Raw genomic sequence first — 24582 nt, forward strand, 5'->3', positions numbered from 1 at the left:
CGGTCTGCTGTGGGTGTCGACCTGTCGGTGCACCGATGAGCAGCGACCTCCGCGCGGCACCGGCACACCCGCCGCCGGAACCGTCACCGGCCGGCCCGCTCGCCGTCGGGCCGGCCGGTACGGCATCGCGGTGGGCCGGTACGGCATCGCGGTCGGCTGGTGTGGGATCGCGGTGGGCCGGTGCGGCGTCGGCGTGGGCCGGTGGCCGTACGGTGCTGACGTTGCTGCGTCGGGACCTGTCCGAGCACCGCGGTCTCGGGCCACCGTTCCTGCTCGACCTGGCCTTCGGGTTGGTCAACCTGCTGGTGTTCCGCTTCGTCTCGCAGGTGGTCACGCTGGGCCCCGACGCCGACTTCACCCGCTCGACGAGCTACTTCGACTTCGTCGCGGTGGGCATCGTCTTCCTGCTGGTGCTCCAGGCCGGCACCGTCCAGGTGGTGACCCGGCTGGCCGGCGAGCAGCGGGCCGGCACCCTGGAGTTGCTGACCGCGCAGCCGGTGCCACGGTGGGCGCTGGGCCTGGGCCTGGCCGGGTACCCGTTCGTCTTCGCCCTGCTGCGGGCCGGGCTCTACCTCGCGGTGCTCGGGACCTTCTTCGGCCTGCACATCGGGCGGGCCGACTGGGGAGGGGTGGTCGTGGTCGCAGCCCTGGGCGCGCTCTGCACCCTGCCGTTCGGGCTCGCGTTGGCCGGCCTCGCGGTGGCCTTCGGCGCCGGGGAGCCGGTGGCCCGCCTGCTGGTGGTGGCGCTGTCCTTCCTCTCCGGCACGTATTTTCCGGTCTCGGCGCTGCCGGTGGCGGTACGGGCGTTCGCCGAACCACTGCCCACCCGGATCGCCCTGGACGGGCTGCGGCACGCGTTGACCGGCGGTGGTTGGTCGACGGCGGCGCTGGCCCTGACCGGGGCTGCCGCCGTACTGCTGCCGTTGTCGGCCTGGATCTTCGACCGCGCGCTGTGGCTCGCCCGGCGCAGGGGGGTGCTCACCCGTGACTGACCTTTCTCTTGCCCGGCCCACCGCGCAGGACGTGGCCTGCGGCATCGTGCTGGGCCAGGACCCGGCGGCCGGCCCGCTCACGGCCCGGCTGTCGGCTGCCGGCCCGCCCGCTGCCGGCCCGCCCGTGGTGCGGCCCGGCCCGGTGCCGGCCCCGCTGGTCGCCCTGGAACAGGCGGTGCTGCCGGCGTTGTGCCGGCCGCCCTGCCTGGTGAGCTTCTCCGGTGGGGTGGACTCCGCACTGGTGCTGGCCATCGCCGCCCGGGTCGCCCGGCGCGAGGGGCTGCCCGATCCGGTGCCGGTGACCTGGCGGTTCACCGACGCGCCCCGGGCACAGGAGTCGGACTGGCAGGACCGGGTGATCGCCGAGCTGGGGCTGGGCCGACACTGGCGGATCCTGTCCGCCGGTGAGGACCTGGACCTGGTCGGTCCGGTCGCCGCCCGGCTGCTCGACCGGTACGGGCAGCTGCATCCGCCGAACCGGCACCTGCACCTGCCGATCATCGAGCTGGCCCGGGGCGGGGCGCTGTTGACCGGGGTGGGCGGTGACCAGATCCTGGCCGGCTGGCGGCGTCGTCCCGGCTCGCTGCGCGCCCGGTTGAGCCGGCTGCGCCACAGCGTCGGGCGGCGGGCCGCCCGGGAGCCGGACCCGTTCCCCTGGTTGCGTCCCCGGGTGGCCCGGGAGCTGCGCCGACGGTTCCGGGCCGAGCAGCGGGCCGAGCCGCACCGGTTGGCCGGGCGGGTCGCCTGGCACCTGGGCCGGCGTGACCTGACCATGACCCGGGCCAGCCTGACCGCGGTCGCCGCCGACCACGACGTGCTCGCGGTGACCCCGCTGCTGGACGAGGGGTTCGCCGTCGCCCTGGCCACCCACCGGGGCCGGTGGCGGTCCCCGTCGCGGCGGGAGCTGCTGGCCGACCTGGCCGACGCCGACCTGCCGCCGTTGGTCGTCGCGCCCCGCCGCAAGGCCACCTTCGACGAGGTGTTCTTCCGCGCCGGGACCCGGGAGTTCGTACACGGCTGGGACGGCACCGGCGTGGACGAGACGTTGGTGGACCCAGCCGCGCTGCGTCGGGAGTGGACCGCCTGGCCGGTCTGCCCCCGCACGGCGGCCCTGGTGCACCAGGTCTGGCTGGCCTCCCGGCCGGCCGGTACGGGCCCGGCACAACCGATCATGGAGGTACCGAGGTGAACACCGAGACCACGACCGTGTACCAGGTCGACGCCGAGCGGGTGGCCTGGCGGACCGTCGGGGACGAGGCGGTGCTGCTGGACGTCCGTAACTCCGTCTACTTCGCCCTGGACAGCTGGGCGGTGTTGCTCTGGCCGCACCTGGTGACCGGGGCGACCGCCGCCGACCTGACCGCCGTGCTGGCCGCGCACGCCCCGGTCGACCCGGAGCGGGCCGCCGCCGACGTGCGCTCCTTCCTGGCCGAGCTGGACACCGCCGACCTGCTAAACCGCCACTGACCGTTCGACCGCCACTGGCTGTTCGACCGCCACTGGCTGTTCGACCGCCACTGGCTGTTCGACCGCCACTGGCTGTTCGACCGCCACTGACCACGGCCGTGCCGCTCAGCCCTCGGGGTGGCGTCGGGCCGCGCGCAGCTCCCGCAGCGCCCGGGGCAGCGCGCGGGCGTGCCGGCGGTACCGGCGCAGGTGGGCCAGGAACAGCGTGCCCGCGCCGTGCCCGGCGAGCGGGTCGGCCAGCCGGAGGCGGTCGGGGGTGGGCAGGGCGAGCGTGGCGAGTCGGCGCAGCCGCCGCCACCGGGAAAGCTCGTCGAGGTCGGCGAGGTTGATCGCGAGCGGGCTGGCCCGCTGCGCGGCGAGCTGGTACGACCGTCCGCCGGTCGCGGGCAGCCCGAGGCCGGCTGCCACCGCCGCGCCCACCGGCAGCAGCCGGAGCCCGACGGTGAAGGCGGACAGCGCCGCGCACCGCTCGGCCAGGGCGGCCGCCGCCGGCCAGACCCGCAGCGGCAGCACGTCGAGGGCACGGGCCAGGTCGGCGAGGGGCCTGGCGGAGCCGCCGGGGCTGGCCGCGTGCAGGGCGACCAGTAGGGCGCAGCCCGCCTCGTCGGGCACCAGTACGGTGCCGCCGGCCAGGGTGACCGGTTCGGCCCCGGAGTACAGCACGGTCCACAGTTCGTCGGCGTCGCCTACCCGCGCGAAACCACGGTGCAGGTCCAGCACGAACGGCACCGGGCCGGGGACCGACCAGGTCTGCTCGTGCCAGAGCCCCCACCGTCGGTGCAGGGCGGTGTCCTCCCGGGGTCGGTAGCCGGCGGCGGCGAGCGCGGTCTGCGCGGCGGCGAAGCTGGCCGGCGCGACCAACAGGTCCACGTCGCCGTAGAGGCGCTCGACGCCGAGCCGGTGGGCCAGGCCGGCGCCCTTGAGCAGCACGCTCGGCACTCCCGCCTGGCGCAGCAGGTCGCTGGTGGCCAGCGCGGCGCTGTCCAGGGCGAGGCAGCGCAGCGCCAGACCGGCGGAGGCCGCGCCGCCGCTCGCCGCGCCGCCGCTCGCCGCGCTGCCGCTCGCCGCGTTGGCGGTCACCGGGCCATCGGCCGGCGGGAGGGGCCCGCCGGTGCCGGCGGTCACCGGGCCGCCCCGACCGGGGTGAGGGTGGCTGTCAGCAGCCGGTGGGTGGCGTCCAGGGCGGTCCAGTCGCGGGGGCGGGTGAGTTCGTACGCGGGGACGCCGGCCAGGCCGAGCAGCCGGGTCGCGTCGGAGGGCAGCTCCGGCAGGGAACGCAGGGCGGCGAGCCGGGCCAGCAGCTCGGTCGGGCCCAGCGGCGTCAACGCCGGCCCGTCGCCCCAGCGCAGGAAGAGCCAGCCGCCCAGGGGCAGCCGGTGCGGCCCGGCGGGCAGGGCGATCCGCAGCCGGCTGCCGTCGCGCACGCCGCGGGTGGGCAGCGCCACGCCGGGCACCGGCTCCCGCAGGTCCACGCAGCGCGGCCCGGCGAGCACCTGGTCACCGTCGAGGACGGCGATGTCGTCGGTGAGCACCGGTACGCCCCGGGCGGCCAGCGCCGCGAGCAGGCTGCTCTTGCCGGCGGTACGCCCACCGGGCACCACCCAGGCCCGGCCGTCGAGCCCGAACGCCCCGGCGTGGAAGGTCTCCCGCCCCGCCCAGCGGTTGCAGATCACCGCCACCGGGGCGAGGTAGGGGTGGGCCAGCACCGCCGGGTCCAGCGGCGGGCCGTAGAAGGTCGCGGTGCGCAGCCGCCGGTCCAGCTCCAGGGTGCGCCCGTCGGTGAGCGGGCGGACCACCCGGTCGGCGTCCAGCGGCACCGGCTCCGGTGCCTCGGTGTCGCGTTGCCGCACGGTCACCGGTCGGCTTCCGGCCGGCGGGTACGCGGTGGCGGTCAGCTCGGTGACCCCGTCCAGGCCCCGGATGTGCAGCCCGTAGGCGGATCTGACTGGCATGCTCGTTCCTCACCTGGCTCTCGGTGGACAGCACCGGGTGGGGGCACGTCGGCCCCCACCCGGTGGTCAGCTGGTCGGACGGGTCAGCGGGTGCTGCCCCGTACGTTGGTCAGCTGTTGGCTCTTCGCCCGCTGCGCGGCGGCCTTCTTGGCCGCCTTCTGCGTCTTCGGGGTCACCGCAGCCGTGGCGGCGAGACCCGGCGGGGTGACGGGGCCACCACCGATGGCCTCGACGTCCCAGCCGACCCAGAAGGTGCCACCCTTGTCCACCTCGAAGACGAGGGCGATGTAGACGGTCCCACCGGGCGGCAGGCCGCCCAGCGGCAGTTGCGCGGTCAGCGTGCTGGAGAGCCCGCCGCCCGGCGGATCCACCGACGGCGGGTCCAGGTCGAGGTTCTGCACGGTCACCGTCCGTCCACCGACGGTGAACGTCTCGGTGGGCGTGGTCGGGTTGACCGCCCGCAACTCCGCCGGGTTGGGCGGGGTGGGGGTGCCCGGGATGGGCGCGCCGTTGACCTGGCTGAGCGTGGAGATGCGCAGCCGGACCAGGGTCGCCGGGGTGACGCCCCGGTTGGTGATCGCGCGTCGGATGATCAGCCGTTTGGGGCTGGTCGGGGTGGCGTCGATGATCTGCTGGTTCGGGGCCGCGTTGGAGGCCTTGGTCGGGTCGAGCAGGGTGGTCTGCAGGATGTTGCTCTGCTCGAACGGCCCGAACTGGCGCAGCGGCGACGGCGAGCCGAGCGTGGACGGCACCCCGTTGACCGGTCCGATCACGTTGGCGACCAGCCGGAAGTCGGTCCGGTTGTCGCGGGTGTCCTGCGGCGTGCCGGAGACCCGCAGTCGTACCCAGGCGTTCTGGACCGTCGGCGGGCTGGTGAACGCCGGCAGCGGCGTGCCGGTGGACCAGCCGGGTGTGCTGCCGGCCGCGTCGGTGATGGTGCCGGCGGCGTCGGGCACCCGCAGCCGCAGGCCGGTGCCGCCGGTGTTAGGCACCGGCCCGAGGGTCGGCACCAGCAGGTCCGCCGGGATGGTCGGGAAGGCGACGTTGTACCGCGCCGTGCCGATCAGGTAACCGACCCGGGGGCCGATGGTGGTCGCGGTGTTCGGGATCTCGATCACCACGCCGCCGGGGGCCTCCACCTTGATCCCGGGCAGCTGCATCGGGATCGAGGTGTTGTTGTAGAGCACCACGTACTGGTCGAACTGGCTGGGCGTGTTGGCGATGCCGGACTGCCGGAACTGGTCGATGAGCAACTGCCCCGGCACCCCGTTGACCTGCACCGACACCGTGTTGGAGATGGCCACGGCGTTGGTGTTTGTGGAGTCGTACTGGACGAAGATCTGGTTGAGGCCGAAGGCGGGCAGCTTCAGGGTGAAGCTGGCCCGGCTGAACGCCACGGTCTGGGTGCCCAGGTTGACGGTGACCCCGGTGCGCTGCCGGTCGAAGATGGTCACCGTGCCCTCGACCTCACCCGGGCCGAGGTTGGCGGTGAGGGTGACCGGGCTGTCGAAGTTCACCGAGCTGGCGCTGGCGGTCAGGGTGACCACCGTCGGCGGCTGGATCACGATCCGGACCTGCTGCACGTCGCTGAGCCCGGCGGCGTCGGTCACCCGCAGGTCGACGCCGAAGGTGCCGGCGGTGGTGGGCCGGCCGCTGAGCTCGCCGGTGTTCGGGTCGAGGGTCAGCCCGGGTGGGACCACCCCGGCGGCGATCGACCAGGTGTACGGGGCCACCCCGCCGACCACGGTGGGTCGCAGCGAGTAGGGCGCGTTGACCTCACCCAGCGGGACGGCGGGAATGACGATGTTCGGCGCTGGGGTGACCGAGATGGTGATCAGCCGGCTGCCGATCCCGCCGGCGCTGCCGACCACCCGGACCACGAAGGCGAAGCTGCCCGCCGTGGTGGGGATGCCGGCGATGACGCCGGTGTTCGGGTTGAGCGTCAACCCGGGTGGCAGGGCGCCGTAGGTGATGGAGAACGTCCACGGTGCCTGTCCCCGGGAGACGCCGACGTTCTGGCTGTAGGCCACGCCGACCTCGGCGTTGTTGCCGTTCCAGAAGACCCACGGCGACTCGTTCGGGACGACCGGGTGCGACGGCGCGGACTCCGGGCCGAGGCCCTGGGAGGTCAGCGCGGCGATGGTGAAGGTGTAGGTGATCCCGGCGGTCAGACCGCCCACGGTGGCGGTCAGCGGCGAGGCCGGCACCGTCTGCGACGCCTGCTTCACCCCACCGATGTACGGGAAGATGAGGTAGTTGGTGATCGGGGAGCCGCCGTCGGAGGCCGGAGGGCTCCAGCTGATCACCGCGGTGGTGACGTCGGCGGTCACCGCCCGGATGGTCGGCGCGCTGGGCAGGGCGAGTAGCTTCGGTGGGGCGGAGCGCTTGCTGGCCGGGCCGACGCCGGCCGTGTTCTTCGCCGCCACGGTGAACGTCCAGGCACCCTTGGCCGACGGCAGGGTCAGCTTCCGGCTGGTCTGCTTGGCGTCGAAGGCCTTCGTCGCCGCCTTCCGGCCGTCGCGGTACGAGGTGACGACGTACTCGGTGATCTTGTTGCCGTTGTCCTTCGGGGCCTTCCAGGTCACCACGGCGGTGGTGCCCTTCTTGGCGGCCTTCGGCCTCGCCGGGGCGGCCGGCTTGACCGGCTTGGCCTTCTCCACCAGCGGGGCCGGCGCTGCCGCGGCCTGTGGTGGGGCCGCCTGCGGTGGGGCGGCCTGTGGTGGGGCCGCCTGCTGCGCGGCCACCGGGGACGTGCGGCCGGGTGACCGGGCTGCGGCGTTGGTCGGGGTGGTGATCGCCGAGGCGACGAGCGAACCGGCGATCACCCCCGCTACCAGCATGCGTAAACGGGACGTTCGGGGCATCCAGTGCCTACCTCTCGGGAGCTGGGGGTGGTGGCGGTGCAGAGTCGTCGGCGGGCGGCGGCGTCGGCGCACGCCGAACTGCTCGGCCGGTGGCCGAGTCGATGTGGGGAGAAAGCGAATGATATTCGCCCAGATCGATCTAAACCTGACTCTGTTCCCAGCTCAATGGGGGTATGGCGGGTGCCGGATTTTCATCCGACGCCGACTCCGCCCGGGACGGCCCGCCGGCCCTGACTACCGCCGGCGCACCGGCAGGTCGAGAAACTCCTCGACGTCACGGCGACCGACCGGCCACCCCGGCTGGCCGTACCCGACCCGCAGCACCATCTGCGGGGTGCCGAACCGCCCCAGCGACAACCGGAGCGCCTCCCGCGCCGCCGGCACCTCGATCGGCTGGGAGAGCAGCGACACGGCCAGCCCGGCGTCGGTGGCGGTGAGCAGCACCCGCTGCAACGCCTGCCCGGCGACCACCTGGTCGGTGGCGGTGTTCCCGGCGGCACCGAGCACCGCCACCAGCGGCTCCGGCTCGAAGTCCCGGCCGGGCGCGCGTTCCCGGACCCCGAAGGCCCGGCTGGGCAGCAGATCCTGCGGCTGCGCCACCGGCCCACCGGCGGCAGCCGGCACCCCGTCGGGGGCGGGACCGCCGCGTACCCAACCGGCCAGCTCGTCCCGGTAGGCCCGGTCCCGGTCCAGCACCCGGTGGGCGCTCTGCGCCAGCGCGGCGAAGGCGTTCACCGCGCTCACCCCGATCACCAGCTCCAGCCAACCCTGCTCGGCCCGCGCCGCCTCCACCAACCGCCAACGCGCCTCGGCCGGCACCGGATTCGGCCAGAACGGCGCCCGGTGACTGAACCGGCGGGCCACGGCCGCGTGCAGACTCCGCTGCGCAGGAGTGGGCGCCCGGGGCACGTCCGGCACCAGCCGGGCCAGCACGTCCGGCTCACCCGGGTACGGCCGCAACCGCACCCGGGCCGGGGTACCGGCCACCGCCAACGACAACCGCAGGTTGAACAGCGCCGCCCCACCGGCGATCCGCGCCGCCCAGCCCGAGGGGTCGGCCGCCGGCAACCGCCGGTCCGGATCGACCGCCACCTCGATCCCGCCCTCGCGCAGCCGGAACCGCCACGGCTGACTGTTGTGCATCGACGGCGCGCGGACCGCATCCCGGGCGGCGGCCCGCAACTGCCCGACCCCGAACCCACTCTCCATGACCCCGCCCCCTCCCGACCTACCACCCACCCTCCCCCCACCCCCCGCCCCCCGTCAGGGCCCAACGACCTGAAAGGAAGGGCCCCCTGTTAACGCTTTCGGTATAGAAGGGCCCCCTTCTCACCACCCCGATGGAGCGGGGCCGGCCCCACGCCGGGGGAGCGGGCCGGCCTCACCCCGGGGGGAGTGGGGCCCATCCCGGGAGAGCGGGGCCCATCCCGGGAGAGTGGGGCCCGCCCCGGGGGAGCGGGGCACGACCACGGTCGGTGGGTGACGGGACCTTCGGCCCTGCGGCGATCCGGGGCGAGGGGGTAGAAACGAGGGATGATCCGGGTGTTCCTTCTCGACGACCACGAGGTCGTCCGCCGTGGCCTTGCCGACCTGCTCACCTCCGGTGGCGACATCGAGGTGGTGGGGGAGTCCGGGTCGGCGACGGAGGCCACCCGCCGCATCCCCGCGCTCCGGCCGGACGTGGCGATCCTCGACGCCCGGCTGCCCGACGGCAACGGCATCGACGTGTGCCGGGACGTCCGGGCCGTCGACTCGTCGATCCGGGGCCTGATCCTCACCTCCTACGAGGACGACGAGGCGCTCTTCGCCGCGATCATGGCCGGTGCCGCCGGGTACGTGCTCAAGCAGATCCGGGGCACCGACCTGGTCGACGCGGTCCGCCGGGTCGCCGCCGGGCAGTCGCTGCTCGACCCGGCGATCACCACCCGGGTGCTGGACCGCATCCGCAGCGGCGTCGAGCAGCCCCGGGAGCTGCAGTCACTGACCGAGCAGGAACGCCGGATCCTGGAGTACGTCGCCGAGGGGCTCACCAACCGGGAGATCGCCGGCCGGATGTTCCTGGCCGAGAAGACCGTGAAGAACTACGTCTCCAGCGTGCTGGCCAAGCTCGGCCTGGAACGGCGTACCCAGGCCGCCGTCCTCGCCACCCGCCTGCTCGGCAAACGTCCCTGAGCTGCCCGGTCACCGCCTGACCGGCGGCAGACGCCCACTGAGCTGCCCGGTCAGGCCGACAGCGGGACGCTCCAGCGCAGGCTGGTGCCGTGCGGGGTGACCGGGTCGATGGTGAACTCGCCGCCGTGGCGGTGCGCCCGTTGCCGCAGGTTGACCAGGCCACTGCGGGCGGCGGCGGGATCCATGCCGGTGCCGTCGTCGCTGACCGTGACCGTCAACCGGCCGGCGGCCACCGACACCGCCACCGTCAGCCGGGTGCACCGCGCGTGGCGTACCGCGTTGGTGAGGGCCTCGCGCAGCACGGCGGTGAGGTCGGGTCGGACCTCGTCCGGCACGGCGCTGTCGATCGGTCCGGTCAGCTCCACGACCGGGCGGTGGCCCAGCAGCGCGGCGGCCTCCGCCACCGCCTCCCGGATCTCGGTACGCAGCGCCGCGCTCATCGGGGTACGCAGCTCGAAGATGGTCCGGCGGATGTCCCGGATGGTGGCGTCCAGGTCGTCGACGGCGGCGTTGATCCGGGTGGCCACCTCGGGGCGGGTGCTGATCGGCACGGCGCTCTGCAGGTGCAGGCCGGTGGCGAAGAGCCGCTGGATCACCACGTCGTGCAGGTCCCGGGCGATGCGTTCGCGGTCCTCCAGGACCACCAGCAGCTCCCGTTCCTCCTGGCCCCGGGCACGTTCCATGGCCAGCGCCGCCTGACCGGCGAAGCTGCCCAGCAGGGCCACGTCGTCGTCGGTGGCGCCACCGTGGTCGGGGGCGTGGGCGATCAGCAGCACCCCGTGCAGGGTGTCGGCGGCGGCCAGCGGGGAGAGCACGGCCGGGCCGGCGGCGACCGGCACCGGCCAGGGTGCCGCCTCGGCCAGGTTGGCCAGCTGCGCGTGGCGGCGTTCGGTGACCGGGCCGGCGAAGGTGGTCTCGGCGGCCGGCAGCACCGCCCCGACCAGCGCGCGGGCCTGCTCGTCGGCGCCGTCGACCACCTCCACGGTGAACTGCTGGGCGTCCTCGTCGTAGAGCAGCACCACCGCCAGTTCGGCCTCGGCGACCTCCCGGGCCCGCCGGGCGACCAGGGTCAACGCGTCGGTACGCCGGACCTCGCCGAGCAGCACCGAGGTGATCTCGGCGGTGGCGGCCAGCCAGCGTTCCCGGCGGTGGGCCAGCGCGTACAGCCGGGCGTTCTCGATGGCCACCCCGGCGGCGGCGGCCAACGCCACCACGATCTCCTCGTCGTCCTCGGTGAACTCCGCCGCACCCTGCTTCTCGGCCAGGTACAGGTTGCCGAAGACCTGGTCACGGATGCGGACCGGCACGCCGAGGAAGCTGTGCATCGGCGGGTGGTGCGCCGGGAACCCGTACGACCCGGGGTGTCGGGTGATGTCCGGCATCCGCAGCGGGCGGGGCTCGTCGATGAGCAGCCCCAGCACGCCCCGGCCGTGCGGCAGGTCGCCGATCCGGGCGTGCAGCTCGGGGTCGATGCCGTGGGTGATGAAGTCGTGCAGTGACCGGTCACCGCCGATCACCCCGAGTGCGCCGTAGCGGGCCCCGACCAGCTCACAGGCCGATCCGACGATCCGTTGCAGGGTGCTGCGCAGGTCCAGGTCGGTGCCGATGCCGACCACCGCGTCCAGCAGGGCCCGCAGCCGCTCCCGGCTGGTCACCACCTCGCCTACCCGGTCCAGCATCTCCTGGAGCAGCTCGTCGAGGCGTACCCGCGACAGCGGACTCAGCCCGAGCGAGGGGATCGTCTGGTCGTTGCCGGAACGGGGTGCGCTGGCGGCCACCCGCCGAATGCTACCGCCCACCGCCGGCCCGTCGCGGCCCGCCCGAGCGACGGCGTCGCCGGTCCGGGCCGCATGGCGGGGCGTCGCCGGTCCGGGCCGCGTGACGGGCGACGCCGGTCCGGTTCAACGCTGCGCGTCGCGTACCGCCGAGGTGTCGACGGTCTGTTCCACGGCGAGCCGGGGGGTGTGCGGCGGCCCGGCGTGCGCCGGGTCCGCCAGACCCAACCGCAGCACCAGGTACGGGTAGCCGAGGCCGGCCAGGAGCTGACGCAGGATCTGCCGGGTGCCCGGCACCTCCACCACGCCCGACAGCGGCACCACCGACACCCCGAGCCGGGTCGCGGCCAGCCAGGCGGCCGAGAGCGCCTCACCGGCCCGCAGCCAGCTCTCCGGCTCGTCCTCATCCCCGAAGAGCAGCGCGTACGCGGCCGCCCGGTCGTGCCCCGGCCCGACCGGCAGGGTGCCGGGGCGGCCGAAGTCGCGGCCCGGCACGGTGGTCTGCGGCGCCTGGTCGGGCAGCACCTCCGGCGGCAGCCCGGCACCGGAGGTACGGCTGGTCCAGTAGGCCAGCTCCTCCCGCAGCTGCGGATCGTCGGCCTCGACCGTGCCGGCGTGCGAGGCGGTCGCCGCCAACTCCAGGACCTGGTCCCGGTCCAGCAGCTGCAACCGGGCGCCCTCCCCGGAGGCGGCCTGGACGATCTCGGTGAGCTGGTCGGCCGGCACCGGATCCGCGCTGACCGGCCGCCGGTCGGTGTGCCGGACCTGCATGCACTGCACCAGGCGCATGGCCGGCGGGTCGGCCGCGCCGCGTCGCAGGTCGGTCAGCCGGGCCAGCAGCTCCGGATCGGCCGGATCGGGGTTGCGCTGCACCACCGACGTCCAGCCCTCGGCGCGCAACGCCACCCGGGCGTGGTGCAGGGCCGCTCCGCAGCTCAACGCCAGCAGCCGCCCCTCCGGGTCGGTGGCGGCCAGTCGCCGTTGCGAGGCGGTACGCAGCTCCAGGGCGTCCGGCAGCACCCGCCACCGCCACGGCTGGGTGTTGTGCACCGACGGGGCGTGCCCGGCCATCGCGGCGGCCTCGGCGAGCGCGATGGTCAACGGGCGCTGGGTGGCCGGCGTCTGAGGGCTCATCAGTCTGTGACCTCTCCGTTTCTCTCATCGTGCCCCAGCCGGGACCTGCCGGGGGCGGGGTTGCCCATCCATGGTCGGTCGGCGGGGCCGCCGACCGACACGGGCACAGGTCCGCCCCACCCGGGCCCTTCGGCCCCCGCCCGGTGTGCCGGTCCGTCGCCCGGTGTGCCGGGACGCCGTGCTGGCCTGCCCGGTGTGCCGGTTTACCGCACGCGAGGCCCGGGGCGCTGGGACGATCCGCAGGTGGGGGCCGGACCTACCGAGTGCGTGCCGCAGCGGCCGGCACGGCGCGACGACACGCCCCGGCGACGGTGGTCACGCTGGCGGCAGTGGGTGCCGCTGGCCGGGTTGACCGTGGCGGTGCTGGTCGGCGCGGCGCTGGTGCTGACCGGCCGGCGCGGGGCAGGTGACCTGCTCTGGGCCGGGGTGACGCTGGCCGCGCTGCTGCCCGCCGCCTGGGCGATGCTGCGCCAGCTCTGGCACCGGCGGTTCGGGGTGGACGTGATCGCCGTGCTGGCCCTGGCCGGCGCGCTCGTGGTCGGTGAGTACCTGGCCGGGGCGGTGATCGCGGTGATGGTGGCCACCGGACGCGCCCTGGAGGCGTACGCCCAGCGTCGGGCCACCCGCGACCTGCGGGCGCTGCTGGAACACGCCCCCCGGACCGCCCGGCGACGTACCGCCGCCGGTGGCATCGAGCAGGTGGCCCTGGACCGGGTCGTGGTGGGTGACCGGTTGCTGGTCGGCCCGGGTGACGTGGTGCCGGTGGACGGCACGGCCGAGCAGCCGGCCACCCTGGACGAGTCGGTGGTCACCGGCGAGTCGCAGCTGGTCTCGCGGGCCGCGGGACAGCAGGTGGCCAGCGGGGTGGTCAACGCCGGTGCCGGTTTCGGGCTGCGGGCCACCAGCGACGCGGCGCGCAGCACGTACGCCGGCATCGTGCGGCTGGCCGAGGAGGCCACCGCCCGCAAGGCCCCGATGGTCCGCCTCGCCGACCGGTACGCCGCCGTGTTCGTGCCGTTCACGCTGCTGCTGGCCGGGCTGGGCTGGCTGCTCTCCGGCGATGTGGTGCGGGCGGTGGCGGTGCTGGTGGTGGCCACCCCGTGCCCGCTGCTGCTGGCCACCCCGATCGCGATCGTCTCCGGGCTGTCCCGGGTCGCCCGGCGGGGGGTGCTGGTGCGTGACGGCGGTTCGCTGGAGCTGCTGGGCCGGGCCCGTACCCTGCTGTTGGACAAGACCGGGACGCTCACCGCCGGCCGGCCCCGGGCCGCCGAGACGGTCGTGGCCCCCGGCGGTGACCGCGACGAGGTGCTGCGGCTGGCCGCCTCGGTCGAGCAGCTCTCCCCGCACGTGTTGGCGGCGGCGCTGGTCGGGCAGGCCCACGAGCGGGGGTTGGCGCTCACCGAGCCGACCGGGGTGACCGAGGAGCCGGGGCGGGGCGTCAGCGGACGGGTCGGGGGGCGGCTGGTCCGGGTCGGCCAGCTCGACGGTGAGCTGCCGGAGTGGGCCGCGCGGGTCCGCGACCGCGCCGAGTCCGCCGGCAACTCGACGGTCTGGGTGAGCGACGACACCGGACCGATCGGCGCGGTCCTGCTGGAGGATCCGGTACGCCCCGACGCCGCCCAGACCCTGGACCGGCTGCGGCAGGCCGGGCTGACCCGGCTGGTGATGCTCACCGGTGACCGCCCCGGCACCGCCGACCGGGTGGCCCGCGCCGTCGGCGTCGACGAGGCGCTGGCCCGCTGCACCCCGGCGGAGAAGGTACAGCGGGTCCAGGCCGAGGCGCGACGGGCGACCACCGTGATGGTCGGCGACGGGGTCAACGACGCCCCGGCGCTGGCCGAGGCGCACGTCGGGGTGGCGATGGGCGCCACCGGGGCGACCGCCTCGGCCGACGTCGCCGACGCGGTGCTCACCGTCGACCGGCTGGACCGGCTGGCCGACGCGGTGGAGATCGCCAGGTACGCCCGTCGGATCGCGGTGCAGAGCGCCACCGTCGGCATGGGGTTGGCCGTGCTGGCGATGCTGGTCGCCGCCGCCGGCCGGCTGCCCCCGGTGGCCGGTGCGTTCCTGCAGGAAGGCATCGACGTGGTGGTGATCCTCAACGCGCTCCGCGCGCTGCGCGGTGGCCTGCGCCACCAGGAGTGAGCCCGCCCCGCCCGACCCGGGGGCCGGCCGGGGCGCGGTTCAGCGTTGCCGGATCACCGCCACCGGGCTGGCGGCGTGCTGGATGAGCTGCTGGCTGACCGAGCCGAGCAGCATCCCCCGCAGCCCGCCGCGGCCCCGGGTGCCGACCACCACCAGTTGGGCGTCCCGGCTGGCCGCCAGCAGCAGTGACTGGGGGCTCTGAGTGGCCACCTCGACGTCGACCGGTACCGCCGGGAAGGTCTCCCGCCACGGGGCCAGCGCGTCGGCGACCGCCGTCTGCTCGGTGGCCGCCGCCTCGTCGGCGTCGAAGCCCTGGGACCGGTACTGCGCGGGCGACCGGGCCCGGACGACCCGCAGTGGTACCCCCCGTTGCGCCGCCCGCTCCACGGCCCAGCCCAGGGCCAGCAGCGACGAGTCGGAGCCGTCCACCCCGACGACCACCGGCCCGGACCGCCGACCCGGCACCACCGCGTCCCCGGCTCCCGCACCACCGCCGCCAGTGTCGGTGCGGACGATGACCACCGGGCAGTGGGCGTGGGCGCTCACCGAGACCGCCGTCGAGCCGACCAACAGGCCGGCGAAGCCACCGTGACCCCGGCTGCCCAGCACCAGCAGACCGGCCTGCGCGGAGCGTTCCTGCAACACCAACGAGGGTGGGCCGTCGAAGACCTCCCCGTGCACGGTCAGCCCGGGGTGCCGGGCGGCGGCGTCCCCGGCCGCCTGCTGGACCAGCTCCTCGACCTGCCGGCGGGCGGTGTCGTCCGGCCACATGCCGGGGGCGACGCCGGGGCCGATCCAACCGGCCACGGTCAGCCACTCGAAGACGTACGCCAGGCGGACCGGCCGGCCGCTGTGGGTCGCCTCGTCCAGGGCCCAGGCCAGCGCCACGTCGGCGTCGGCCGAGCCGTCGTAGCCGACCAGGATCTCCTCGTCACTCATCGTCGTCAGCTGTTCGTCGGGTCGGTTTCACGGATCCAGCGCCACTCGGCGACGCGGGGGTCGTCCTCGCCGTACCGGCGGGTGTGGTCCCGGCAGGCCTGCCGGGCGTCGACCATCTCCTGCCGCAGGTGCGCGGCCCGACCGGCCAGTCCGGGCACCCGGTCGATCACGTCGATGACCAGGTGGAAGCGGTCCAGGTCGTTGAGCATCACCATGTCGAACGGTGTGGTGGTGGTGCCCTCCTCCTTGTACCCGCGCACGTGGAGGTTGCCGTGGTTGGTCCGGCGGTAGGTGAGCCGGTGGATCAACCACGGGTAGCCGTGGTAGGCGAAGATGACCGGCCGGTCGCGGGTGAAGATGGTGTCGAACTCGTTGTCCGGCAGGCCGTGCGGGTGCTCCGAGGGGGGTTGCAGCCGCATCAGGTCGACCACGTTGACCACCCGTACCCGCAGCTGCGGCAGCCGCTGGCGGAGCAGGTCGGCGGCGGCCAGGGTCTCCAGGGTGGGTACGTCCCCGGCGCAGGCCAGCACCACGTCCGGCTCGTCACCGTCGTCGGTGCTGGCCCAGTCCCAGATGCCGAGGCCGCGCCGGCAGTGCTGGATCGCCTCGTCGATGGTCAACCAGTTCGGGGCGGCCTGCTTGCCGGCCACCACCACGTTGACGTACTGCCGGCTGCGCAGACAGTGGTCCATCGTGGAGAGCAGGGTGTTGGCGTCCGGCGGCAGGTACACCCGGACCACCTCGGCCTTCTTGTTGACCACGTGGTCGATGAAGCCGGGATCCTGGTGGGAGAAACCGTTGTGGTCCTGCCGCCACACGTGGCTGGAGAGCAGGTAGTTCAGCGAGGCCACCGGCTGCCGCCAGCCGATGCCCCGGGTGGTCTTCAGCCACTTGGCATGCTGGTTGACCATCGAGTCGACGATGTGGATGAACGCCTCGTAGCTGGTGAAGATGCCGTGCCGGCCGGTCAGCAGGTAACCCTCCAGCCAGCCCTGGCACAGGTGCTCGGAGAGCACCTCCATCACCCGGCCGTCGGCCGACAGGTGGTCGTCGTCGGCGGTGGTCGTACCGACGAACGCCCGGTCGGTGACCTCGAAGGCCGCCCCGAGCCGGTTGGAGGCGACCTCGTCGGGGCCGAACAGCCGGAAGGTCTGCGGGTTGGCGGTGATCACGTCGCGGACCCAGGGGCCGAGCACCCCGGTCGCGCCGGTCACCGGCTCGCCGGGGCGGGGCACGTCCACCGCGTACGCCCGGAAGTCCGGCAGCTCCAGGTCGCGCAGCACGCTGCCGCCGTTGGCCACCGGGTTGGCGCTCATCCGGCGCGCTCCGCGCGGTGGCAGGGCGGCCAGCTCGGCCACCGGCGCGCCGGTGGCGTCGAAGAGCTCCTCCGGACGGTAGCCGCGCAGCCAGCGTTCCAGCTCGGCCAGGTGCTCCGGGTTGTCGCGGACCTCGGAGATCGGCACCTGGTGGGCGCGGTAGGTCCCCTCGACCTGCTTGCCGTCGACCCGCTGCGGGCCGGTCCACCCCTTCGGGGTACGCAGGATGATCATCGGCCAGCGGGGCCGCTCGACCGGGCCGCCGGAGCGGGCCCGTCGCTGGATGGCGGCGATCTCGTCGACCGCCCGGTCCAGGGTCGCGGCGAGCAGCTGGTGCACGGTGGCCGGGTCGTCCCCCTCGACCAGGTACGGCTGGTAGCCGAAGCCGCGCATCATGTCGCGCAGGTCGGCGGGGGGAATCCGGTCCAGCACCGTCGGGTTGGCGATCTTGTAGCCGTTGAGGTGCAGGATGGGCAGCACCGCGCCGTCGCGGGCCGGGTTCAGGAAGACGTTGGACAGCCAGCTGCCGGCCAGCGGCCCGGTCTCCGCCTCACCGTCGCCGATCACGCAGGCGACCAGCAGGTCCGGGTTGTCGAACGCGGCGCCGTAGGCGTGGCTGAGGGCGTACCCCAGCTCGCCGCCCTCGTGGATCGAACCCGGCACCTCCGGTGCGACGTGGCTCGGGATGCCGCCGGGGAAGGAGAACTGCCGGAACAGCCGGGCCATGCCGGCCTCGTCCCGGCCGATCGAGTGGTACAGCTCGCTGTAGGTGCCCTCCAGCCAGGTGTTCGCCACCAGCGCCGGGCCGCCGTGCCCCGGCCCGGTGACGAAGATGGCGCTCAGGTCGCGGGCCACGATCACCCGGTTGAGGTGGGCGTAGAGCAGGTTCAGCCCCGGGCTGGTGCCCCAGTGGCCGAGCAGCCGCGGCTTGACGTGCTCCGGGCGCAGCGGCTCCCGCAGCAGCGGGTTGTCCAGCAGGTAGATCTGCCCGACGGTCAGGTAGTTGGCCGCCCGCCAGTACGCGTCCAGCCGGCGCAACTCGTCGTCGGTCAGCGGAGCATCCAGGTCCACAGCGGTGTCCATATGGTCTCAGCCTCTCGCGGGTGGGGGAGTTCTGCATCCGGAAGGGACGTGCGGTCCGGCGCTTTCGAGGGTGCCGGGCGGCCCGGGGCGGCGGGCAGGGCCATTGGTCCCGGTCGAACCGGACGGCAAGACCCGCCACCGTGCCGGCGTCCCGGCATCACGCCGTGGGCGTCTCGGCCAGGCCCCGCACCACCAGCACCGGCGCCGGCGAGTGGTACAGCAGGGACTGGCTGACCGCGCCGAGCAGTCCCCGCCACGGCTCGTCCCCGCGCGCCGCGACCACGGCCAGCTGCGCCGAGCGGGACTGGTCCAGCAGGACGGTGCCGGGATCGCCGTGGATGGTGTGGCACTCCGCGCCCACCGACGGGTACCGCCGACCGCAGTCGGCCACCGCCTCGGTGAGGTGGGCGGTGGCGTCCGCGTCGGGGCGGTCCGGCTCGATCACCCGGACCGCCAGCACCCGCGCGGACCGACGGGCCGCGCAGTCGAAGGCGAAGTCCAACGCGGTACGGGAGCTGGCCGAGCCGTCCAACCCGACCAGGACCGGCCCCGGCGGGGGCGGCTCCCGGCGGACCACCAGCACCGGGGACTCGGCCCGGGCGGCCACCTGGACCGCCGGCGCGTCGGCGGGTACGCAGTCCGGGCAGTGGGCCATCCCACCGTCGCCGAGGACGGTCAGGAAGGCCGACGCCGACCGGCGGATCAGCGCGTCGACGGCACCGCCCTCGACCAGGTCGCCGCTGACCGGGACCACCGGGGCCACCTCGTGGGCGATCCCGGTGGCCTCCTCGATGAGCAGCTCGGCCTCGGCGCGGGGGCCGATCGGGGAGGGCGACTCCAGGGCCGCCGCCCAGTTGAAGGCGTGCAGCAGGCGCAGGGGTCGGCCGTGCGCGGCGGCCTCCCGGGCGGCCAGCTGGACCACTGTCGGGTTCGCCGTCGCCGAGCCGAGCCCGGCCACCACCGCCGACGGCTGCGGTGCGGTCATCCGGCACCACCTTTCGGCGTCGCTGCCTTGCTGACGAGGGTAGTCGCGGCACCCACCCGACGGGGCCGGTTCGCCCGCCCCGGCACCTACCGGGTTGAAACCTCCCTGTGGTCATCTTTACCCCGGTCGGCGTCGGGTCGCCGAACCGATGCGGGTGCTGCACACTGACGCCGTGACAGGTGCAGAGCACAGCCGCCCAGCGGTGGCCGGGAGCGGGCCGCGCTCGGCCGTGGTGGTCAACCCGGTGAAGGTCGACGATCTCGACGAGCTGCGGCAGACGGTCGACGCCGCGCTCACCACCGCCGGCTGGCCGGCCCCGAGGTGGTTCGAGACCACCCCGGAGGACCCCGGCCGGGGCCAGACCGAGCAGGCGGTACGCGACGGCGCCGAGGTCGTCTTCGCCTGCGGCGGCGACGGTACGGTGATGGCCTGCGTCAGTGGCCTGGTCGGCACCGACGCGGCGCTGGCCGTGCTGCCCCAGGGCACCGGCAACCTGCTCGCCGCCAACCTGGGCCTCTCCGTCGACGTCGCCGCCGCGCTGCAGGTGGCCGTCGAGCGGGGCCGCCGCCAGCTCGACGTCGGCGCGGTCGAGGACCACTACTTCGCGGTGATGGCCGGGATGGGTTTCGACGCCCAGATGCTCGCCGACACCTCCGAGACGACCAAGGCCCGCATCGGCTGGCCGGCGTACGTGATGGGGGCCGCCCGGCACCTGCGGGACCGGCCGATGCGGGTGACCGTACGCATCGACGACCGGCCGCCGATGCGCCGCCGGGCCCGCTCGGTGCTGATCGCCAACGTGGGCCGGCTCCAGGGCGGGGTACGTCTGCTCGCCGAGGCGGAGCCCGACGACGGCTGCCTAGACGTGGCCGTGCTCACCCCCCGCAACCTGCGGCACTGGGTCGCCCTGGGCTGGGCCGTGCTCCGCAGGCGGGACCGGATCCCCCGGCTGGAGGTGCACCGGGGCCGGCGCATCGAGGTCACCAGCAACCGGGAGCAGCCCCGGGAACTCGACGGCGACCTGATCACGCCCGGCCGGACGCTGCTGGCCGAGGTCCGGCCCGGCGCGCTCTGGCTCTGCGTGCCGCAGCCGGAGGAGGCACCCGACCTGACCGTGGACGCCGAGGGCGCCAGTGAGCGGGGTGAGGAACTGATCGAGGAGGCCCGCCGTGAGTAGCACCCGGCTGGTGCCGGAGACCCGGCTGATGGCCGACGAGCAGCTGTCGGCCGACGACGCCTGGCACGCGTTGCGCCGCCACGGCGGCTGGCGGCTGCTGCACGACGCCTTCGTCCGGTTCCGCTACGGCGACGGGTTCAGCCACGCCCGGGCCTTCGCCTTCCAGCTCTGCCTGGCCGTGGTGCCGTTCCTGATCGCGCTGACCGGGCTGATCACCGAACTCGGCGTACGGGAGGGCGGTGAGGTCGTCGCCGACACGGTGCTGGCGCTGACCCCCGGTGCCAGCGAGACGATGGTCAAGGAGCTGCTCGGCGAGGGTGAGCGCACCGAACGGGTCGGCGAGTGGGCGCTGAGCCTGGGACTGTTGACCGGGCTGTTCGCGCTGACCAGCACGATGGCCCAGATCGAGCGGGGCGCCAACCGGATCTACGGGGTCGAGCGGGACCGCCCCGCGTTGTGGAAGTACCTGCGGGCCGCCGTGCTGGCCGTCGCCGCCGGTCTGCCGGCGCTCTTCGGCTTCCTGATCCTGGTCGCCGGCGGGCCGATGGGGGACTCGGTGCAGCGGCACTACCGCTGGGGTGCCGGCGTCGACGCCGGCTGGGACGTGGTCCGCTGGCCGGTCAGCCTCGGCCTGACCGTCGTGGCCGTCGCGGTGCTGTTCCGGCACGCTCCCCGACGCAAACAGCCCGGACTGTCCTGGCTGTTCTTCGGCGCCGGCATCGCCACCGTGCTCTGGTGGGTGGCCAGCCTGCTGCTGGCGGCGTACGTGGCGTTCGCCGAGGGTTTCGGGCAGACCTACGGCGCACTGACCGGGATGATGGCGTTGCTGCTCTGGGCCAACCTGACCGGCATCGCGCTCTTCGGCGGGCTGGCCTTCGCCGCCCAACTGGAGGCGCAGCGGATCGGGGTGCGGGACCCGGCCCAGCCGGACCTGTGGGAGCCCGAGGCGCGTCGGTCCAGTCTCGACGACACCGGGGAAATGACCTCGTTGTGACCTCCGAGTGCCCGGTTGCGTGTACCGCGACCGGGGATCGGGTAGAAGCGGCACGCCAGAGCGAGAGGGAGGCTGCCGTGACCGGGGTCAAAGAGGTACTGCGACGACCACTGGGTCATTTCACCCAACGGAGCCTCGCCGGACTGGCGCTGCTGCTCGCCGCCGGGGTCGCGTTCGCGCTGCTGCTGGTGCTGGTCCGGGTGGAGTGGACCCCGCTGTACGACGTCGACCACGGCATCGCGGCCTGGCTCAACGACCAGATCGCACCGATCGGCCCGCTGGTCACGGTGCTCACCGCGATCACCGACCTCGGTGGCCGACCGGTGATCATGTGGCTGGTCAGCGTGGCCGTGGTGGGCCTGCTGATCCGCAAGCAGGGCCGGCTGGCGGTCTACGTGATCGTCACCGGGCTCGGCGCGCTGATCCTCGACCCCTCGCTGAAGACGCTCGTCGACCGGCTGCGCCCGGAGGTGGACGTGCCGATCGGCACGTACGCCGGGCAGAGCTTCCCCAGTGGGCACGCGCTGGGCTCGATGGTGGCCTACGGCGCGATCCTGCTGGTCTTCCTGCCCGCCATCGCACCCCGCTGGCGCAAGCTGGCGATCGCGCTGGTGGGTGTGGTGGTGTTCCTGATCGGCTTCACCCGGGTCGCCCTCGGCGTGCACTTCGTCTCCGACGTGCTCGGTGCCTGGCTGCTCGGCGCGGCCTGGCTGGGCATCACCGCGTACGCCTTCCGGTTGTGGCGGTTGGAGCGGGGCCGACCGGTGGCGGCGCTGACCGAGGGGTTGGAGCCGGAGGCCGCACACGAGGTGGCTCCCGCCCCGGACGAGGGCAAGCTGCTGCCGCACGCCCGCGCCGGCATCGCCGAACTGGTCGTCGGCTGGGTGCTGATCTTCGGCGTGCTCTACGGTTTCGGCACCTACGTCAGCTACCACGCCGACGGGACCTTCTTCGCCACCCTCGACACCGCCGTGCCGAACTGGTTCGACGAGCACCGCACCCCGTGGCGTGACGACTTCAGCTACTGGTGGAGCAAGGTCGGCGACACCCACGCGATCCTGCTGATCGGGGTGGTCTCCTGCCCGCTGGTGCTGGCCGTCTGGCGGCGCTGGCGACCGGTGCTCTTCGTGGCGCTGACCATGTTCGGCGAGCTGAGCCTCTTCCTCGCCTCGGCCGCCGCGGTGGACCGGCCCCGTCCGCCGATCGAGAACCTGGACGGGCCGATGCCCACCTCGTCCTTCCCGTCCGGCCACATCGCCGCGACCCTCTGCATCTGGGTGGCCGTCGCGGTCGTGATCTTCCCGCGTACCGACCGGTGGTGGCGGTGGGTGTTCGTGGCGCTGGCCGTGGTCATGCCGGTCGGGGTGGCGGTCTCCCGGATGTACCGGGGCATGCACCACCCGACCGACTTCATGGGCGCGATCATGCTCACCGCGCTCTGGATCGGGCTGCTCTACTGGGTGGTCCGCCCCAACGCCGACGTGTACGAGGGCAACCAGCCGAGCATCGAGTCCGAGGACGTGGACACCCTCGACGACGAGTTGGCCAAGGCGTCCCGGGCGGAGTGATCCCCGGTGCTGCGGGTGATGACCTGGAACATCCGGACCGGCGGGCGGGACGCCGATGGTGGCGACCGGCTGGCCCTGGTGCGCCGGGTCGTCACCACGCAGCGACCGGACCTGCTCGCGTTGCAGGAGCTGCGCGGCTTCGACCGGCCCGGTGTGCTGGCCCGGTTCGCCGCCGGGGTCGGGATGCGGCCGTACCTGGCCCGGAGCCGGTGGGGTCAGCCGGTGGCGGTGCTGGTCCGTCCGCCGCTGCGCATCCTGGCCGCCGCCGGGGTGCGCCGTCCGTTCCACCACGGCGCGCAGCGGGTCACCGTGGCCACCTCGGCCGGCCCGTTGGCGCTGACCGGCACCCACCTCTGCCCGTTCTCGGGCACCCGCCGGCTGATCGAGGCGGGCTGGCTGGCCGCCGCCGTCCGCCGCGCCAGCGGCAGCGTGGTCGGTGCCGGGGGCGGGGCTGACGACGGGCCGTTGGTACTGGTGGCGGGGGACCTGAACACTCTGGAGCCGGGGGTCGACCACCGGGACCGGATCGCGCGGCTGCCGGCGGCGTACCGGCGGCGGCACCTGCGGCGCGACGGTCGGGTGGACACCCGGGCGGTCGGTCGGCTGCTCGCCGCCGGCTTGGTCGACCTCCAGCTCACGGCGGGCCGGCCGGGCGACGACGGGGCGACCGCGCCCACCCGGTACGGCGGCGGGGTCGAGTTCTCCGGCATGCGCCTGGACTACCTGCTCGCCACCACCGGGCTCGCCGCCGTGGCGCGGGACTGCCGGGTGGTGCGCGACGACGACACCGACCGGGCCTCGGACCACTACCCGGTCCTGGTCGACCTGGCGATCGGGGCCACCTGAGCCCGGCCCGCCCGAGCGCGGGCCCCGCCTGAGCGGAGCCCGTCTTCGGGATCGGTGTCAGAGCCGGCGCAGCCGGGGGAGCAGTTCCTCCCGGGCCCAGTCCAGGAACATCGGCTGGGTCTCCCCGCCGACCTGGACGATCGCCACGTGGGTGAAACCGGCGTCGACGAACTGCCGGAACGCCTCGACGTGCCGCTCCACGTCCGGCCCGCAGGGGATGCCCTCGGCGACGTCGTCCTCCCGGACGAACTGGGTGGCGGCGGCGAACGAGTCGGGGCCGGGCAGGTCCGCGTTGACCTTCCAGCCCATGCCGAACCAGCGGAACTGGTCGTGCACGATCTTGCGGCACTCCGCCTCGTCGGGGCCGTAGCAGATGGCGACCTGGCCGAACCTCGGCTGGCCACTGCCACCGGCGTTGTCGTACAGCTCGATGATGTGCGGGTCGGGCTCGGTGGCGACGATGCCGTCGGCGTACTCGGCGGCCAGCGCGGCCGACGACGGCCCGGAGGCGGCGACGGCCATCGGCACCGGCGTGGCCGGCCGGTCGTAGAGGTAGGCGTCCGGCACGTCGAAGTGGTTGCCGGAGAAGGTGAGCGTCTCGCCGTTGAGTAGCGGCCGGATGATCTGCAGCGCCTCCTCGAACATCTCGTGCCGCTGCTGCACGTGCGGCCAGCCGCCGACCACGTGCTCGTTGAGGTTCTCCCCGGCGCCGAGCCCGAGGGTGAACCGGCCGTCGGAGAGCGCCCCGATGGTGCTGGCCTTCTGCGCCACCACCGCCGGGTGGTACCGCCGGATCGGGCAGGTGACGAAGGACATCAGCTCGGCCCGGTTGGTCGCGTGGGCGACCGCGCCCAGCACCGACCAGGCGTACGGGGAGTGGCCCTGCGAGTCCAGCCACGGGTAGTAGTGGTCGGAGATCACCAGCTGGTCGAAGCCGGCCGCCTCCGCCCGTACCGCATAGTCGACCAGTTGTTTCGGGCCGGCCTGCTCGGACATCAGGGTGTAGCCGACGGTGACCATCGCGGATCTCTCCTTGCGCCGTTTCGCAGATGGGGAACGTCGATCGGATACCCCGCCGTGGGCCGGTCAATCCCACCGGCACCGTTCGTCCCGTCCGCCCCCGGCGCTTGACGTGACGGTCATCGATGGTTACTGTCGCAGCTTAACCGGTTC

Annotated in this window: 19 protein-coding genes; 9 read left to right on the forward strand and 10 right to left on the reverse strand. The window is 74.3% G+C overall.

Annotated features, from left to right (window positions below; translation table 11 throughout):
* Positions 1-35 precede the first annotated feature (35 nt).
* Genes ACN28G_RS05515 through ACN28G_RS05525 form a run of 3 tightly spaced genes read left to right on the forward strand, consistent with a single transcriptional unit; the run spans position 36 to position 2459 of the window.
* Positions 36-992, forward strand: coding sequence for an ABC transporter permease (locus ACN28G_RS05515; RefSeq protein ID WP_421478582.1), 957 nt, complete (start codon positions 36-38; stop codon positions 990-992).
* Positions 985-2181, forward strand: coding sequence for an asparagine synthase-related protein (locus ACN28G_RS05520; RefSeq protein ID WP_421478584.1), 1197 nt, complete (start codon positions 985-987; stop codon positions 2179-2181). The genes ACN28G_RS05515 and ACN28G_RS05520 overlap by 8 nt, the downstream gene beginning before the upstream one ends.
* A complete protein-coding gene (locus tag ACN28G_RS05525; protein ID WP_421478585.1) occupies positions 2178-2459 on the forward strand; it encodes a PqqD family protein in 282 nt (93 codons plus the stop codon). The genes ACN28G_RS05520 and ACN28G_RS05525 overlap by 4 nt, the downstream gene beginning before the upstream one ends.
* A gap of 105 nt (positions 2460-2564) precedes the next feature.
* Here ACN28G_RS05525 and ACN28G_RS05530 read toward each other — a convergent pair whose 3' ends face one another.
* The 4 genes from ACN28G_RS05530 to ACN28G_RS05545 all read right to left on the reverse strand — a co-directional run bounded on the left by ACN28G_RS05530 (position 2565) and on the right by ACN28G_RS05545 (position 8484).
* Entirely contained in the window at positions 2565-3539 is a 975-nt protein-coding gene (locus ACN28G_RS05530; RefSeq protein WP_421478587.1) for a nucleotidyltransferase family protein, read from the reverse strand.
* A gap of 41 nt (positions 3540-3580) precedes the next feature.
* Positions 3581-4411: a hypothetical protein gene (locus ACN28G_RS05535; protein WP_175440486.1), complete on the reverse strand. Its 831-nt coding sequence runs from the start codon at positions 4409-4411 to the stop codon at positions 3581-3583.
* Positions 4412-4494: 83 nt separating this feature from the next.
* Complete coding sequence (locus ACN28G_RS05540) at positions 4495-7251, reverse strand: fibronectin type III domain-containing protein (RefSeq protein ID WP_421478589.1); 2757 nt, start codon at positions 7249-7251, stop codon at positions 4495-4497.
* A gap of 258 nt (positions 7252-7509) precedes the next feature.
* Positions 7510-8484 (reverse strand): Acg family FMN-binding oxidoreductase, encoded by a 975-nt coding sequence (locus tag ACN28G_RS05545; RefSeq protein ID WP_091435789.1) that lies wholly within the window; start codon positions 8482-8484, stop codon positions 7510-7512.
* 324 nt (positions 8485-8808) lie between these two features.
* On the opposite strand from ACN28G_RS05545, the gene ACN28G_RS05550 reads away from it, so the two are divergent.
* Positions 8809-9447 carry a response regulator gene (locus tag ACN28G_RS05550; protein ID WP_091435792.1) on the forward strand — a complete coding sequence of 213 codons (639 nt, stop codon included), beginning with the start codon at positions 8809-8811 and terminating at the stop codon, positions 9445-9447.
* 50 nt (positions 9448-9497) lie between these two features.
* On the opposite strand, the gene ACN28G_RS05555 is transcribed toward ACN28G_RS05550, so the two are convergent.
* Together ACN28G_RS05555 and ACN28G_RS05560 are read right to left on the reverse strand one after the other, a co-directional pair.
* On the reverse strand, positions 9498-11126 hold the full coding sequence (locus ACN28G_RS05555; protein ID WP_421480864.1) for a GAF domain-containing protein: 1629 nt from the start codon (positions 11124-11126) through the stop codon (positions 9498-9500).
* 222 nt (positions 11127-11348) lie between these two features.
* On the reverse strand, positions 11349-12356 hold the full coding sequence (locus ACN28G_RS05560; RefSeq protein WP_421478591.1) for an Acg family FMN-binding oxidoreductase: 1008 nt from the start codon (positions 12354-12356) through the stop codon (positions 11349-11351).
* 243 nt (positions 12357-12599) lie between these two features.
* On the opposite strand from ACN28G_RS05560, the gene ACN28G_RS05565 reads away from it, so the two are divergent.
* Positions 12600-14501 (forward strand): heavy metal translocating P-type ATPase, encoded by a 1902-nt coding sequence (locus ACN28G_RS05565; RefSeq protein ID WP_091435797.1) that lies wholly within the window; start codon positions 12600-12602, stop codon positions 14499-14501.
* A 39-nt stretch (positions 14502-14540) separates the two neighbouring features.
* Here the strand turns inward: ACN28G_RS05565 and ACN28G_RS05570 are convergent, their stop codons facing one another.
* The 3 genes from ACN28G_RS05570 to ACN28G_RS05580 all read right to left on the reverse strand — a co-directional run bounded on the left by ACN28G_RS05570 (position 14541) and on the right by ACN28G_RS05580 (position 18824).
* A complete protein-coding gene (locus ACN28G_RS05570; RefSeq protein ID WP_421478594.1) occupies positions 14541-15440 on the reverse strand; it encodes a universal stress protein in 900 nt (299 codons plus the stop codon).
* 5 nt (positions 15441-15445) lie between these two features.
* Positions 15446-17839, reverse strand: a complete 2394-nt coding sequence (locus ACN28G_RS05575) for a phosphoketolase family protein (RefSeq protein ID WP_421478596.1) — start codon at positions 17837-17839, stop codon at positions 15446-15448.
* Between the two features lie 157 nt (positions 17840-17996).
* Positions 17997-18824, reverse strand: a complete 828-nt coding sequence (locus ACN28G_RS05580) for a universal stress protein (RefSeq protein ID WP_421478598.1) — start codon at positions 18822-18824, stop codon at positions 17997-17999.
* A 148-nt stretch (positions 18825-18972) separates the two neighbouring features.
* Here ACN28G_RS05580 and ACN28G_RS05585 point away from each other — a divergent pair, with 148 nt between their 5' ends.
* The 4 genes from ACN28G_RS05585 to ACN28G_RS05600 all read left to right on the forward strand — a co-directional run bounded on the left by ACN28G_RS05585 (position 18973) and on the right by ACN28G_RS05600 (position 23409).
* Positions 18973-20001 (forward strand): diacylglycerol/lipid kinase family protein, encoded by a 1029-nt coding sequence (locus tag ACN28G_RS05585; protein WP_091435806.1) that lies wholly within the window; start codon positions 18973-18975, stop codon positions 19999-20001.
* Positions 19994-20995 carry a YihY/virulence factor BrkB family protein gene (locus tag ACN28G_RS05590; RefSeq protein WP_421478601.1) on the forward strand — a complete coding sequence of 334 codons (1002 nt, stop codon included), beginning with the start codon at positions 19994-19996 and terminating at the stop codon, positions 20993-20995. The genes ACN28G_RS05585 and ACN28G_RS05590 overlap by 8 nt, the downstream gene beginning before the upstream one ends.
* A gap of 77 nt (positions 20996-21072) precedes the next feature.
* On the forward strand, positions 21073-22563 hold the full coding sequence (locus ACN28G_RS05595; RefSeq protein ID WP_421478603.1) for a phosphatase PAP2 family protein: 1491 nt from the start codon (positions 21073-21075) through the stop codon (positions 22561-22563).
* Positions 22564-22581: 18 nt separating this feature from the next.
* A complete protein-coding gene (locus tag ACN28G_RS05600; protein WP_421478604.1) occupies positions 22582-23409 on the forward strand; it encodes an endonuclease/exonuclease/phosphatase family protein in 828 nt (275 codons plus the stop codon).
* Between the two features lie 57 nt (positions 23410-23466).
* Here ACN28G_RS05600 and ACN28G_RS05605 read toward each other — a convergent pair whose 3' ends face one another.
* Entirely contained in the window at positions 23467-24429 is a 963-nt protein-coding gene (locus ACN28G_RS05605) for a TIGR03557 family F420-dependent LLM class oxidoreductase (protein WP_421478605.1), read from the reverse strand.
* Positions 24430-24582 lie beyond the last annotated feature (153 nt).

It is taken from the genome of Micromonospora sp. WMMA1923, from assembly GCF_049179195.1.
In the GTDB taxonomy this organism is placed as follows: domain Bacteria; phylum Actinomycetota; class Actinomycetes; order Mycobacteriales; family Micromonosporaceae; genus Micromonospora; species Micromonospora yangpuensis.

Excerpts from the sequence above, each read along its gene's own strand:
- ACN28G_RS05600 (WP_421478604.1), top strand. The coding sequence starts at position 22,582 with ATGACCTGGAACATCCGGACCGGCGGGCGGGACGCCGATGGTGGCGAC.
- ACN28G_RS05560 (WP_421478591.1), bottom strand. The coding sequence starts at position 12,356 with ATGAGCCCTCAGACGCCGGCCACCCAGCGCCCGTTGACCATCGCGCTC.
- ACN28G_RS05555 (WP_421480864.1), bottom strand. The coding sequence starts at position 11,126 with ATGCTGGACCGGGTAGGCGAGGTGGTGACCAGCCGGGAGCGGCTGCGG.
- ACN28G_RS05570 (WP_421478594.1), bottom strand. The coding sequence starts at position 15,440 with ATGAGTGACGAGGAGATCCTGGTCGGCTACGACGGCTCGGCCGACGCC.
- ACN28G_RS05545 (WP_091435789.1), bottom strand. The coding sequence starts at position 8,484 with ATGGAGAGTGGGTTCGGGGTCGGGCAGTTGCGGGCCGCCGCCCGGGAT.
- ACN28G_RS05575 (WP_421478596.1), bottom strand. The coding sequence starts at position 17,839 with ATGGACACCGCTGTGGACCTGGATGCTCCGCTGACCGACGACGAGTTG.
- ACN28G_RS05580 (WP_421478598.1), bottom strand. The coding sequence starts at position 18,824 with ATGACCGCACCGCAGCCGTCGGCGGTGGTGGCCGGGCTCGGCTCGGCG.
- ACN28G_RS05605 (WP_421478605.1), bottom strand. The coding sequence starts at position 24,429 with ATGGTCACCGTCGGCTACACCCTGATGTCCGAGCAGGCCGGCCCGAAA.
- ACN28G_RS05550 (WP_091435792.1), top strand. The coding sequence starts at position 8,809 with ATGATCCGGGTGTTCCTTCTCGACGACCACGAGGTCGTCCGCCGTGGC.
- ACN28G_RS05515 (WP_421478582.1), top strand. The coding sequence starts at position 36 with ATGAGCAGCGACCTCCGCGCGGCACCGGCACACCCGCCGCCGGAACCG.
- ACN28G_RS05585 (WP_091435806.1), top strand. The coding sequence starts at position 18,973 with ATGCGGGTGCTGCACACTGACGCCGTGACAGGTGCAGAGCACAGCCGC.
- ACN28G_RS05535 (WP_175440486.1), bottom strand. The coding sequence starts at position 4,411 with ATGCCAGTCAGATCCGCCTACGGGCTGCACATCCGGGGCCTGGACGGG.
- ACN28G_RS05540 (WP_421478589.1), bottom strand. The coding sequence starts at position 7,251 with ATGCTGGTAGCGGGGGTGATCGCCGGTTCGCTCGTCGCCTCGGCGATC.